The 13,949-nt window shown below is 38.5% G+C and carries 10 protein-coding genes and 3 pseudogenes; 7 read left to right on the top strand and 6 right to left on the bottom strand.

Annotated elements, in window-relative coordinates; translation table 11 throughout:
- Positions 1-366 precede the first annotated feature (366 nt).
- A pseudogene (locus ACEN36_RS12520) lies at positions 367-477 on the bottom strand (30S ribosomal protein S14); the annotation flags it as partial.
- Between the two features lie 43 nt (positions 478-520).
- The gene (locus ACEN36_RS12515; RefSeq protein WP_407126831.1) at positions 521-2,116 is read right to left on the bottom strand and encodes a CTP synthase; all 1,596 of its coding nucleotides are present in this window, start codon (positions 2,114-2,116) and stop codon (positions 521-523) included.
- Positions 2,117-2,417: 301 nt separating this feature from the next.
- On the opposite strand from ACEN36_RS12515, the gene ACEN36_RS12510 reads away from it, so the two are divergent.
- Positions 2,418-3,185: an SDR family oxidoreductase gene (locus ACEN36_RS12510; protein ID WP_407126829.1), complete on the top strand. Its 768-nt coding sequence runs from the start codon at positions 2,418-2,420 to the stop codon at positions 3,183-3,185.
- 79 nt (positions 3,186-3,264) lie between these two features.
- On the opposite strand, the gene ACEN36_RS12505 is transcribed toward ACEN36_RS12510, so the two are convergent.
- Together ACEN36_RS12505 and ACEN36_RS12500 are read right to left on the bottom strand one after the other, a co-directional pair.
- A complete protein-coding gene (locus ACEN36_RS12505; RefSeq protein ID WP_407096591.1) occupies positions 3,265-3,633 on the bottom strand; it encodes an iron chaperone in 369 nt (122 codons plus the stop codon).
- Between the two features lie 71 nt (positions 3,634-3,704).
- Complete coding sequence (locus tag ACEN36_RS12500) at positions 3,705-4,445, bottom strand: metalloregulator ArsR/SmtB family transcription factor (protein ID WP_407126827.1); 741 nt, start codon at positions 4,443-4,445, stop codon at positions 3,705-3,707.
- 211 nt (positions 4,446-4,656) lie between these two features.
- Here ACEN36_RS12500 and ACEN36_RS12495 point away from each other — a divergent pair, with 211 nt between their 5' ends.
- On the top strand, positions 4,657-5,088 hold the full coding sequence (locus ACEN36_RS12495; RefSeq protein ID WP_079650724.1) for a VOC family protein: 432 nt from the start codon (positions 4,657-4,659) through the stop codon (positions 5,086-5,088).
- Between the two features lie 245 nt (positions 5,089-5,333).
- Here ACEN36_RS12495 and ACEN36_RS12490 read toward each other — a convergent pair whose 3' ends face one another.
- Positions 5,334-6,266 (bottom strand): 2-keto-3-deoxygluconate permease, encoded by a 933-nt coding sequence (locus tag ACEN36_RS12490; protein ID WP_407126824.1) that lies wholly within the window; start codon positions 6,264-6,266, stop codon positions 5,334-5,336.
- A 276-nt stretch (positions 6,267-6,542) separates the two neighbouring features.
- On the opposite strand from ACEN36_RS12490, the gene ACEN36_RS12485 reads away from it, so the two are divergent.
- The 4 genes and pseudogenes from ACEN36_RS12485 to ACEN36_RS12470 form a co-directional block, all read left to right on the top strand.
- Positions 6,543-7,670: an ArgE/DapE family deacylase gene (locus ACEN36_RS12485; RefSeq protein ID WP_407126833.1), complete on the top strand. Its 1,128-nt coding sequence runs from the start codon at positions 6,543-6,545 to the stop codon at positions 7,668-7,670.
- Between the two features lie 312 nt (positions 7,671-7,982).
- On the top strand, positions 7,983-9,008 hold the full coding sequence (locus ACEN36_RS12480) for a N(5)-(carboxyethyl)ornithine synthase (protein ID WP_407096595.1): 1,026 nt from the start codon (positions 7,983-7,985) through the stop codon (positions 9,006-9,008).
- Between the two features lie 179 nt (positions 9,009-9,187).
- Positions 9,188-9,634 carry a HEAT repeat domain-containing protein gene (locus tag ACEN36_RS12475; RefSeq protein ID WP_407096596.1) on the top strand — a complete coding sequence of 149 codons (447 nt, stop codon included), beginning with the start codon at positions 9,188-9,190 and terminating at the stop codon, positions 9,632-9,634.
- Positions 9,635-10,076: 442 nt separating this feature from the next.
- Positions 10,077-10,844: pseudogene (locus tag ACEN36_RS12470) on the top strand (nuclease-related domain-containing protein); the annotation flags it as partial.
- A 213-nt stretch (positions 10,845-11,057) separates the two neighbouring features.
- On the opposite strand, the gene ACEN36_RS12465 reads toward ACEN36_RS12470, so the two are convergent.
- Complete coding sequence (locus tag ACEN36_RS12465) at positions 11,058-13,217, bottom strand: HelD family protein (protein ID WP_407126821.1); 2,160 nt, start codon at positions 13,215-13,217, stop codon at positions 11,058-11,060.
- Between the two features lie 349 nt (positions 13,218-13,566).
- On the opposite strand from ACEN36_RS12465, the pseudogene ACEN36_RS12460 reads away from it, so the two are divergent.
- Positions 13,567-13,824: pseudogene (locus ACEN36_RS12460) on the top strand (deoxyribose-phosphate aldolase); the annotation flags it as partial.
- Positions 13,825-13,949 lie beyond the last annotated feature (125 nt).

The following is a 13,949-nucleotide window of genomic DNA, read 5'->3' as shown; positions in this document are numbered from 1 at the left end:
CGGGGACGATGGGTTGATTATTTTTTTGATCTCGCATAGTAAAAATCCCTCCTGTCTGATTGAGATAAGTCAATCTTACAAGAGGGGAGACAACAATTCTATGCGGTTAATTTTAACGGGCTTACGATAGTAACGGCAGCTTGGTGCAAATAAAGGTGAAATACACTTTTGATACCCTTTTATAGTGGTGACAATAATTTTCTTCAATTTTTATACCCCCGCCTGTATTACAAATTATACCCCCTTAGGTATAATTTGTAAAGTTAACCAGTTCATTATTTTTCGCCATATTATATTTAGTAAGAAAACAAAAATACTCCCCCTTTAAGAAAAATCCTAAAGGAGGAGTATTTTAATAGAGTATTTTTACCAGCTGGCTTTTTTAACGCCAGGGATTTTACCATCATGAGCTAAGTCTCTGAAAGTGATTCTGGACACCATGAATTTACGCATGTATCCTCTTGGTCGTCCGTCTATCGCATACTGCTGATTTATTGTTCATTGAATAGAGGATCATTTTCTACCCTTTTAACGCAGCTTTGATCAGACCAGCAAACAATGGGTGCGGTGCATCAGGTCTAGAAAGAAACTCTGGATGGTATTGACTGGCAATAAAATACGGATGGTCCTTCAATTCAATCACTTCGACCAAGCGTTTATCAGGAGACAAACCTGAAAAGACCAAGCCATGTTCTGCTAACTGTTCACGGTAAGCATTATTAAATTCAAATCGGTGACGGTGACGTTCTTCGATCGATGTTTCTTGATACAACGCCCGTGCCAACGACCCTTCTTTCAACTCACAAGGATACAACCCTAAGCGCTGAGTACCGCCTAGATCGCCTAACTCATCTTGATCAGCCATCAAACTGATAATAGGGTGTTGAGTCACAGGATGAGTTTCTGTAGAGTTGGCATCTTTCAAGCCGACCACATTCCGTGCAAATTCAATACACGCCAACTGCATACCTAAACAAATCCCTAGAAACGGCACTCGGTTCTCTCGGGCATATTGAATGGCGAACATCTTACCATCTAACCCGCGACTGCCAAATCCTCCAGGAACTAGGATACCGTCTGCATCTTTTAAAATATCAGCCGCATTTTCTGCCGTTACTTCTTCAGAGTTGATCCAGTCAATGTGCACTTTCCGGTCCATTTGGTACCCGGCATGTTTCAAGGCTTCAACGACTGACAGATAAGCATCTGGCAGTGCGACATATTTTCCGACCAAGGCGATCCGGACTGTTTTTTGAAGCTGTTGGGTCTTAGTGACCAGCTCTTTCCAACTTGTCATATCGGGTTGTGGAGCTTGGATATTCAATTTGTCCAAAATGATGTCGTCCATTTTTTGTTCTTTTAACAATAGAGGGATTTCATAAATTGACGTTACATCTTGGTTTTCGATAATGGCTTCTTTTTCCACATCACAAAAGTTGGCGAGTTTAGTTTTTACGGAGTCAGGTAATTCGGTCTCTGTTCGAACCACTAACAGGTTTGGTTGGATTCCTAAGCTGCGCAGTTCTTTCACACTGTGTTGAGTAGGCTTTGTTTTCAATTCTTCAGCAGCTTTCAAATAAGGGACCAGTGTGACATGGATATAAAGAACATTCTCACTTCCGGCATCTTTTCTCATTTGACGTAACGCTTCTAAAAACGGAAGAGATTCAATATCTCCTACTGTTCCGCCGACCTCAGTAATCACGATATCTGAATCAGTGGATTCACCGGCGCGGACGATTTTGTTTTTGATTTCATTGGTGATGTGAGGAATCACTTGGACTGTTGCGCCCAAATAGTCCCCTTTGCGCTCCTTTTGGATAACATTGGAATAAATTTTACCTGTCGTCAAATTGGAGTATTGGTTCAAGCGAATGTCAATAAACCGCTCATAATGCCCTAGATCCAAATCTGTTTCCGTACCGTCATCCGTCACAAAAACTTCTCCATGTTGATAAGGACTCATTGTTCCAGGATCTACATTGATATACGGATCAAATTTTTGGATCGTCACCTTTAATCCGCGCTCTTTTAATAATTTTCCTAGCGATGCTGCTACAATACCTTTCCCGATTGAAGACACTACGCCTCCTGTAACAAATAAATATTTTGTCATGATAAATCCCCCTATTTCGATGTCGAGGGCAATAAAACAAAAAAATCCCCATTCCTTTCAGAACGGGGGGATTTGTTTATTTTATTGTGCTCACCTGTTTATTGGGAGCCCTTTTAAATATTACTTTTTTTCACCCTTCACGTCAACAAAAAAATTATTATTTTCCATTTGAGCATACTCACTTAGCTTTAATAGCAGTAAAATAGGATAAAGTCACAAAAAAATCATAGTAATAAAATCTAAATAGCGGTATACTACTTCGCGAAAAGAAAACGATTTACATAGCTGAGGAGGATATATAATGGGAAAACTTGAAGGGAAAGTCGCACTAGTTACCGGAGCTGCATCTGGAATGGGAAAATCGATTGCAGAATTGTATGCTGGAGAAGGTGCAAAAGTTGTCTTGACCGACTTTAACTTTGAAGGATTAGAATCTGTCACTAAAGACATTGTTTCTAACGGTGGCGATGCAATTGCTGTTCGAGCAGACATGTCTGAAGCAACTGATATTGAAAATATGATTGATACAGCTATCACAGAATACGGAACGTTGGATATCTTAGTCAACAACGCTGGAATTATGGATGGATTTGAACCAGTAGGCGAAATTACGGATGAAAAATGGGATCGTATCTTCGATGTAAATACTAAAGGTGTCATGCGCTCTATGCGTAAATCAATCAATTACTGGTTGGAAAATGATAAACAAGGAAATATCATCAACGTCATTTCTACAGGCGGGTTGAACGGTGCTCATGCTGGCGTAGCTTATGGGGCTTCAAAACATGCTGTTGTAGCGTTAACCAAAAATTCAGCTTACATGTATGCACAAAGCAACATCCGCGTGAATGGTATTGCTCCAGGAGCTGTAGCGACCAATATTGGTCACAGTATGACGAATGTAAGTGAATTTGGTGCCGCAAGAACTAAAGTTGTTCAAGGTGTCATTCCTAGCGTCGGAAAACCGGAAGATATTGGAGCCGTAGCACTTTTCTTGGGTACTGAAGAATCTAAATTTGTAAATGGTACGATTATTACAGCAGATGGCGGCTGGACAGCTGCGTTTTAATTTGAATTTACTATTAACTTAATAAATCAGCCCTCTATATAACCATTTATTTTGGTAGCTAGAGGGCTATTTTTTTGTACTATCGCCAAAATTTAGTATAGTTCGCCTTATCCATCATATTGAACTCAATCATCTTCTCCAGTAATGAGTAATCCATTGGCTTGTTCCATGGGATACGCACTATTCCTTTTGTATAGTCATAGCCGGCTTGCTTGATGGCTTCCTCGCAGTGGGTGATTCCTGCATTTTCAGGAGACACTGCCAAATGTTGCTTGGACACACTAAAGCCGATAATAAACGTACCATGATCCGTAAACATCGGTTGATTCCACTTGATGACAGTCGCTAATTGTGGATACTGCTCGGATACCCGCTGCAGTATTTCTTGTGTGCGTTCCCGGTGATCTGGATGATCGATTCCCGTTAAAAATTCTTCAAACTTTTCCATCATTTTCCCTCCAAATGAGAAAAACAGAAGTCTTTCCGGTTTAAGAAAAAGTCTTCTGTTTTTGAGTCAAGTTATTTTGTTGATTCCAATAGCACTGTTAATTTCTTGCCGAATTCCATCCAGCTGTATTTAGCCCCTTCGATAGCCCCTTTAGCAGCTTTTGTTTCTTCACTGAAGCCCGTTTGTTCAAAGTCAAGAGCTGTTCCTTCCTCATTCGCTGTCAATGTCCATGTAACAGTGGTTGTTTCGCCAGCACTTGCCCAAGTATAAGATAATTTATGAGGCTCGTTTACTTCAATAACTTCTCCATTTACAATGCCATCCCAATACTCATTCGGTTCTGAACGAAATTGAAACTCTTGTCCTTCAACAGGTTTAAAATTATTGTCCCAGATCCATTGGGCAAGCATATCCGAATTGGTTAAGGCGCTCCAGACTACTTCGATTGGACTAGTTAATTGAAAATCTAACGTTACATCTGCTGTCATTTTTTGTTCCTCCAATAATTGATTTAATTTACTGATTCTTTCTTTCCAAAAATCTTCGTAGAAAGATACCCAATCTTTAATTTCTTTTAAGGGTGAAGCATTTAACCGATACCTAGTTTCTCTACCTACTTTTCTGCTAGTAACCAGATCAGCTTCTTTTAGAATATTCAAATGTTTAGAAATAGCTGTGCGTCCTATATCAAATTGAGCCGTTAAGTCGTAAAGCGGCAACTCATCAGCATCTGCCAAGATGCGAAGCAACTTCCGTCTGTTAGCATCAGAAACAGCTTCAAAGACACTTCTCTCTGCAGCTTTTTCGCTCAACATCATCCTCTCCTCACTACGTCTATCATTATACGACACTAAAAGGTGTCCTTTTTAATAACTATCATACGTCACACTGGATACTCTGTCAAATTCGAACTACCGGCTTTTTTAGTCTGTGGATTTTTAGAACAACTCTCTTCTCGAAGTATGATTAGCAACTCTCAGGGGGCTTCTGTTATACTAAAAATAAAAAGCGAGGATGAATACAATGGAAGCTGTTGAATTTGATTTTGTGGTGAAAGACAGTCTCAAGGCGATTGAATTATATGAAAAGATTTTTGCGGTTGAGCGTGTAGAAGTAACGGATTTTAAGACAGGTTCTAACGAGGCAGTTTTCACTATTTTTGGCACTCGTTTCCACATGCTGGATGAAAATCCTGAATACCAATTGGTGGCCCCTAAAGAAGGCGCGCCACAATCGTTTTGGTTCAATGTTATGGTCAACGATATTAATGAAACCTACCATAAAGCGATTGAACAAGGTTGTACAGAAATTCAAGGTGTCACTAAAATGGAAAACATGGGCATATCTAACGGAATTTTTTTAGATCCATTCGGTTATGTCTGGATGTTGCACGAAATCCATGAAGAAGTTAGTTTTGAAAAACGTATAGAGATCTTAAGCGAAGATTTTGAATAGACTGTAAGCTCTTCAATATTTGAGTCACAACTAACTGATAAAATTTTATGCATAGAGCACAAGACATAAATCTTTGTGACCACTGAATACAAATAGAACTTCTCTGCTGAGGAAAAGCTCCTCAACAGGGAAGTTCTATTTGTAGGCATGTGATCAAACTCTTGAAACGCATTTAACAGTATTTATTCTATAACTTTTTAATTGTTTCAACCTATTATTTATCTCTATACAGCTCTAAAAAATGATTAATTTTTCTTAAGATGTACTTTTTGATAGATTTTTTTAGTGATTACCGGTGTCACAATGACCATCACAATTGAGGCGGTCAAGACTTGTGCAGATGCGTCTGATACATAGGCATCTAAGCCTGGATTTGCGGCAGCTATAACCACTGGGAATGCAGCAGACACACCTGCTACAGCATTCATAGACATAGCAGAAACCCCATCACTTTTTGCAAGTGTTTTATCCGCTATTACTAACAGACTCATCAAAATGTAAAATACAACCATCAGTAAGATTCCAGATAAACCAGCTTGAAACGCATCAATCAAATTCATCCCTTGACCGGTTTTCCATCCAAGAAACGGCATTAAAATACTTGTCCCACTACCAAAAAAGACTCTAGAATCATGATCAAGATTCCCTAAAATAATTCCCAGTAGTAACGGAATCAGTGTGGAGATGATCGGCATCCAACTTACTGTTCCTCCTCCAGAAACGGCGTAAACAAGTAAAGGCAGTGCAGGGATAGCAAATAAACTAACTACCCCAAAAGCCCCTCTGTCCACCTCATCACCATAGTCACTAACCAGTGAAAGATAGAGGGCTGGATTTATACTGCTCAAAGCCACAACAAAAGCTAAAGCACTAATTACAAATATTCCTTCTTGTCCAAAGAAGTTCATATAAAGTAAACCCGCTGCAATCGTTAGGATTATTTTTACTAATAAGACAACTCCATGATGTTTTAGAAGTTTTGAAACACTCTTAATATCTATCCCAACTCCCGAACAAAAAGTGATCATCCCAATAATAAAGTTGATACTGCTTCCCCCAAGGAAATCTTGCGTAATACCGCCTATATTGAATAAGTTCGGCCAAAAAGTATAGATAAACGCGCTAACCAGCATGGGAATAAGAAATGTCCCTGCTGGTACTTTTTTCATGAGCTTCATCATTATACTCACCTTTCTTGTTTGTTTTAGTCTTATTATATAGAATTGCTTTCAATTGTCCCAATATTACTGCTTTGTTAAAGAGGTTTACTGTTTATATTTTGCAATCCGTCATATAAATATACTAATTCTCTATCCCCTGAAACATTGAAATCTAGATGACAGATTAAAAGGTGTTTTAGGTTAGGTAAAGTCAATGGACCCTATCGACGCCTTTTAATGTCTTATTTAATTGCGAAGTTGTATGATGAAGACAGATGAAAGGGGACATGTATGATGAATAAAGAAGCACGTATTAAAATTCTACAAGATATTGTGAAAATCAAATCTGTCAATGATAATGAGAAAGATGTAGCCGATTATCTAGAAAAATTATTCACTGCTAACAGCATTAAATCTAAGCATGTCGCTTATAACGAAACCCGTCATAACTTAGTTGCCGAATACTCTAATGGCGAAGGGAAGGTTTTAGGAATCAGCGGGCACGAAGATGTAGTAGCGCCTGGAGAGGAAAGCGAATGGAAATTCCCACCCTTCTCGGGACAGATTGATGGCGACAAATTATATGGTCGCGGTTCGACGGATATGAAATCTGGATTAGCTGCTTTAGCCATCGCAATGATTGAACTGAAAAATGAAGAGACTGATTTTAATGGGACGATTCGTTTCATGGCTACTGTAGGCGAAGAAGTCGGAGCTTTAGGTTCTACTTTATTAGCTGAAGAAGGCTATGCTGACGATCTTGATGGTTTATTAATTGGCGAACCTGTAGATGTTGCAGCCTATACCCATAAAGGTTCTTTAAACTATTCCGTTGTTTCTCACGGTAAATCTTCTCATAGTTCTATGCCAGATGAAGGAATCAATTCCATTACAAATATGAGTAAATTTATCCAACGTTTCAATAAAGAATTTAATAAAGTTACTAATGATTATACTAATGATGTACTAGGGACTGTAGCAGCAAGTGTGACCATTATTAATGGCGGAGATCAAGTAAACAGTATTCCCGCTACGACAACAGTACAAGGGAATATCCGTACCATTCCTGAATTCGATAATACAAAAGTGAAAGAATTGTTGAAGGAAATCGTGGATGAACTGAACCAAGAAAATAATGTAGACCTTGAGTTGAAAATTGACTATGACTTGAATTCAGTGGAATCGGATAAAGATTCTGATTTAGCGAAAGCTGTTTTAGCCCATACAAATGCTAAAACTGGTGGTATCTCTCCTGTAACAGATGCTGCTGCCTTTACTCAAACGGATAATCAATTTGATGTGGTGATTTATGGTCCTGGAGTAACCACCCTGCCACACCAGTTAGATGAGTATGTGTCGATTGAAGATTATTTATCTAAGATTGAAGAATACAAAGCGATTATCAAAGAATATTTAAAATAGGCTAGTTCGATGGCAACAGTTGCGCATATTTACAACCACCTAACTTCATATATATGTTATTGGTAAGTATCATCGACTTTTTTACTAAACAAAGGTAACTAACTATTTTTAGCAACCATGTGAATTATCATCTTATGGTTGCTTTTCTTATCTATGCTCCAAGGACGAATGTTATCCCAACTAAGCGATATCAAAAAGTGATCGTCTCATTGTTTCTCTCTCATTTGTAACCTGTCCTCGTTCATGAGATAATAAGATATTATGTTAGGCTTTTTTGGAGTACATAATGACTAAAATTAGGAGGTCAGGGATATGTTACAAAAACTGAGTACTATCGGATTCGTCAACAGTCATAAAACTGGGGAGAAACGGATTGCCTTGCTGCCTAAAGATATTGTACAACTGCAACATCGAGAAGCACTTTTTTTTGAAAAAGGTTATGGAAGCGCTTTGAATATATCAGATACTGAATATACCGCTTTAGGTTGTCAGATTGTCTCGAGAGAAACGGCGTTGGCTCAAGATATCGTTTGCGATCCAAAAATTGGAGACGCTGACTTTTTAGAAGATTTACAGCCAGGTCAAACCATTTTTGGTTGGGTACATGCGGTACAAAATAAAGAGGTGACCGATCTACTCATCGCAAATAAAATCTCTGCGTATGCTTGGGAAGATATGTATGAGGACAACAGACATTCTTACTGGCGCAATAATGAACTGGCTGGCGAAGCAGCTGTCATGCATGCCTATCAATTAAGCGGACTTATGCCGTATGATACCAAAGTAGCACTTATCGGACGCGGAAATACGGCTCGTGGTGCTCAACGTATTTTGATTGGTTTAGGTGCTGACGTCCGCGTTTATAATCGCCGTCAAGAAAGCTTGTTCCGAAAAGAAATGACTGAATTTGATGTCATTGTGAATGCTGTTCTTTGGGATACTGCCCGTGAAGATCACCTTGTGTATCAAACTGATTTACAATACCTCAAACCAGGTACGATGATTATCGATGTTAGCTGTGATGAACATGGTGCCATCGAGACCACTATACCTACTACTTTAAGCAGTCCTACTTACGAAATCGACCATGTGCTTCACTATGCTGTCGATCATACACCAACGATTTTTTACCGTTCTTCTTCAAACGCGATTTCAAATGAAACCGCTAAATATATTGATGACTTAGTTGAGAGTCGTTCTAACACCATTTTAGAAGATGCGCTGATTATTGAGCGAGGACATATTTTGGACGAACACATTAACGAGTTTCAAAATAGATCTACCACAGATACAATCATCGAAATTATAGACAGAGAAAATCCTGCAGCAACCATTTAAGTATTAAAGAGCTGATATGAATTCGGACTGCTACCGAATTCATGGCAGCTCTTTTTTCGCCGTTTAAACGTCAAGTTTTAAATGAGCAAACACTTTTTTAATCCAAATCACCTTGTAATCGTAAATCGAACGCTATAATATGAACGTTAAGTCCAGAAACAGAAAGAGGCAGCGTTACTATGAAAATTATTAAAGAAGAACCAGCCAATATAGAAGAATTAAAAATAAAAGCCAACACAAAAGATAGTTGGGAAACTAGAATGGAAGCCGTAAAAGAATTGGCTAAATATGATTGTCAAAAATCAAGATACATCTTAACCAAACTAGCAACAAGCGACCGAGTGTTTGCCGTTAAAGAAGCTGCTTTTTATGCCGCACGATTTATGGGTGTGACTGAAAAAGGTGTACCCTTAAAAACGCCAAGAAAAAAACTGGGTTACGACGGAAAAGCTTATACGAAAATTTTCAGCCGTGTGAAAAGAGATACACAGATGGAAGAATTTGATTTAGCTGTTTTTAAAAAGCAATTCCAAGTTGTCTCTCCTGAAATGTATGATGTGATGCAATACGAAAAACAAGAAGACTTTGATTTGTGGATTGCTGATTCTTATGCGAATCTAGGTTAAACTTTACTATAAAAAAGGCATTTCCACCGGATATTTAGAGTCGGTGGAAATGCCTTTTTTACTTCACTTGTATGCCTAAGCTGCTATTTTCAGTTTATTCTTCAAGTGAGTTTTATTTTATATGTCACTTGATGAGTAAAGTGGATTTATTCCTCAAGTAAGTCTTTTCTTATGCACCACTTGATGAGTAAAGCTACAATATTCTTCAAGTGAACGTTTAAAAAGACTTCACTTGAAGAATAAAATCTAATCCATTTAACAATTTAACCCTTTTTTCGCGAATAGTATACAGTAATAACTATTTTGTGAGAGGAGTTTTTTTATGATTATTAAGAAACGTTCTAAACCGTTGACACTTAGAGTTTTAGAATCTTTAAATTATCGAACTGACCTCAAATCTTCTGAGAAAAAAGAGTATTTCAACCATTAAAAGGGGTTCGAAGGTGAAGTGGATTTTGATGTTTTACCTGAAACCTTGCCAGATGAAAGTCTCGTCATCAACGATTTGTTAATTAAGGATAACGGACAACTCTTTCAAATCGATTGCCTGATTTTAAAGGGGAATCAGCTTTCTCTTTATGAAATAAAAAACTATTCTGGCAGTTATGATTACAAAAATGGTGTTCTTCACGGACGATCTGATTTCATTATCTCGAATCCTCTAACTCAAGTTTACCGAAGTCAGCCGCTTCTCCATAATTTACTTCACAAATTAGGCTTCCAAATGGACGTAAACCCGCACATCGTCTTTATCAATCCTGACTTTTATTTGTACAAACTTCCGAGGGATAAACCATTCCTATTTGCAAACCAATTACCTCGCCACTTTGAGCAACTTGCAAATCAATTATGCGCATTGCATATTGAAAACTATCGTTCCCCTGATTTGCCACAGTATGACTTTTCTGTGTTAAAGAAAGGAATCCTTTGTCCCAAATGCTTTTCATTTGAGCACATAAGTACACGTCAGAATCGCATTTGTGCAGCTTGCGGGTATAAAGAAACGGCCTCAGAAGCTATCAAACGTTCGGCAGAAGAATGCCATCTACTTTATCCAGAAATGAACGTTACTAAATGTCTCATCTATCTCTGGTGTGGGGAAGAATACGACGAACAGCGCGTTCAGCGGGTATTAGCGAGTCATTATCAAACACACGGCCACTACAAAAGCACTTTTTACGAACTTCATTCTCCTTTATTGGTCAAGTGAGGTGTGAAAAAAAGTTCACTTGATAAGTAAAGTCAGTTTATTAGTCAAGTGAGCTGTAATTTTTAATCCACTCGATAAATAAAACTACTTTATTCTTCAAGCGATCGTTTTTGGAGCCCCCACTTGACTAATAAAGCCATCGCAACGCGTAAAACAACAAAAAAACGTGCACAAAATCAAAGATCACCGTTGATTTCGTGCGCGTCTTTTAGATTATTTCAAGAACTTGCTTACCTTTCCTGTATAAGTCATAAACAAATTTTGCATCCCTCTGGATACTGCTGTATAGAGAATACGCTGATCGCGCTCATCCGCATAATTAGCTTCGGACACATCATGCACAAGCACATTATCAAATTCTAGCCCTTTAGATAAACTGATGGGGATAACGTTAATCGAATACACGAACGGGAGAGTCTCCATCAGGTAATCCGACAACTCTTCTGCAGCTTGTTCACTCTTGGTGATGACCGTTAACGATTTGCCGTCTAGTTCAGCCACTACTTGTTCAAATACGGCTTTTAAGTCATTCCTATCAGACACTTCAAACCATTTTGGTTCATTCCCTTGAGGTCGAACAGGAACTATCTCAATTTTTTGATTTTCCCCTACCAACTGACTAAAGACTTTCGTAATGGCACCACTAGAGCGGTAGCTGTTCACTAAGTCATAACGCTGGATACTCTTTTGTTTGTTCTCAAAAATACCTGCAATCTCTGCAAATGTAATCGAAGAATTGAAAATGGCTTGGTTTTCATCTCCGACCATTGTAAAGTCGCTTTTCATAAATAAATCCGACAGCAAACTCATTTGCGCTGGAGTGTAATCTTGCACTTCATCAATCAGCACAAAGCGCATTAACGGAAACGAGATTCTTTCCACGAAAGTATTCATCAGCAGCAAGTAAATGACGGCTTCATCTACTGTTAAAGATTCTTTAGAATGAACATACACTTCCTTTTGATGATGAAAATACAATGTATCAAAAAGGTGAGTCAAATCTATCCATTTATTTTGGTTGATTTTTTTCGTGATCCCGCGGTATTTCTTGCGCAGTAACTGTTCTCCATACTGAATAATTTCATCTTCTTTATCATCTGCAATCAGTTTTCCAAAATGCTTCAATTGCATTTTTTCCGACATTTCCAAAATTTGGTCTTGTATGCCATGACTTTTAGCCTGAGTAAGAAGACGTCTTTCCCAATAACTAGAAAGACGCTGTTTGGTAGCTTGGATTCTGTCGATTACAGGATTCTCAGCTGGAGTCGTCTCATAAATTTTCTTCATTTTTTCTTTTGAAATGAGGACTTTCCCTCTATACATCAAGTCTTTAAATAAACCATCTGTATTGGCTATCACTTCATCAGCACCTTTTAAAAAGTCCACATATTCCAGACTTCTTAAAAGGGCTGTTTGATGGTCTATATCAGTTTGGCTAATGCGTGAAAAGTACTCTTCTTCTGTTTCCATAGCCCAATTAGAACGCTGTCCTAAAAATTGCAGCAATGTCATATTCAACGGATTCTTTTCTCCTAAAGAAGGCAAAACATTTGAGATGTAGTTAATAAATTGATTGTTGGGGGACAATATCAATACATTATCCGACGTAATTTCTTTGCGTAAAGAGTACAGCAAATAAGCAATGCGTTGCATAACAGTAGATGTTTTCCCACTACCTGCCACTCCATTTACCAACAAAATAGGATGTTTTGTGTCTCTAATGATGACGTTTTGCTCGTTTTGAATGGTTGCTGTAATGTCTTTCATTTGCTGGGTAGTGTCTTGCTCCAAAGCTTCCAAGAGCACATCGTCTTGGATGGCTACTGTCGTGTCAAAGTAGTTCAACAACTGGTCTTTTTCAATAATCAATTGCCGGCGACTGTTGATTTCCACGTCTATTGGCAGCTCGTGCGCAACATAAGAAGATTTCCCGAGAGTATTGTTGTAAAACAATTCCGCAATCGGCGAACGCCAATCGTACACCAGATTTTCTCCATCTTCATCCGCAAAACCATTGGTACCGATGTAAAACGGTTCTTCTGGCTCCTCGTCCAAAAAATCCACCATAACTTTCCCAAAATAAGGAGCTTTTAGGAGACGCTCTACTTTTTCCAACAACGCTTGGTTTGCTTGCATTTTGATATTCATTTGGTCGATTTCTCGGCTTTTCATTTCGATGCCTAAAAAAGTATCCAAATTGTCCAACACGCTGTCAAAGTTCAAACTGCCTTCACTCGACATGTGTTTCAATTCAGCAATGCCTTCTTCCCTGTTCCGTTTGATAGCATCCTGCAGCATTTCTTCCGCTGCCAGCAGTTTTCCGTACACCAACTCAAGGTACTCTTTTTCTTTTCTCAATTCTGTATCAACCAATGTACATTGCCCCCTTATCCGTATCAAAGCGAACCATAATTGTACTGCCTTTCTGCCAAGGAATCAATAGATTTCTACCAAATTAGGCTGCCAACAGAATCGGTTCATTAGCTTATTCATCAATTGAGCTGTGAATAATGGTCCACTTGATGAATAAAGTGGATTTATTAATCAAGTGAACAGTTTTGGAGGCCTCACTTGAATAATAACCTCTCTTTATTACTCAAGTGACCCTTGTCTTCCTTCTCACTTGATCAATAAACCATTCTCCAAAATGAATTTCTCTTTTTAATCCGTACGCTAAAGTGTAAACTAGAACTATCCTACCATTTGAAAAGAGGCCGACAATATGATATCTGTAACTGATTTAGCCCATTTAATAGACCATACTCTACTGCGTGCAGATGCAACTGAGGAAGAGTTCAAGCAGCTCTGTAAAGAAGCCGATGAGTATGGCTTTAAAATGGTCGCCATCAATTCTTTCCCCGTCCAAATGTGCCGCGAATTTTTACAAGACAGTCCCGTTCATGTGGGAGCAGCGATCGGGTTTCCATTAGGCCAAACTACGATAAAAGCAAAAGTAGTTGAAGTAGAAGATGCTATTCAAAAGTAAGCGCAAAATGAAACGGTATCTTCAAATATCTTCTTTTCCGCTCTATACTTGATTTCATAGTAAACAAGTTGGAGGAATGATGATGAAAAGACAAGATATAGTACCAGTTTCATTGCAAC

The sequence above is a fragment of the Desemzia sp. FAM 23989 genome (assembly GCF_045528345.1).
Taxonomy (GTDB): Bacteria; Bacillota; Bacilli; order Lactobacillales; family Carnobacteriaceae; genus Desemzia.
This window is presented reverse-complemented; position numbering and strand designations above follow the sequence as displayed.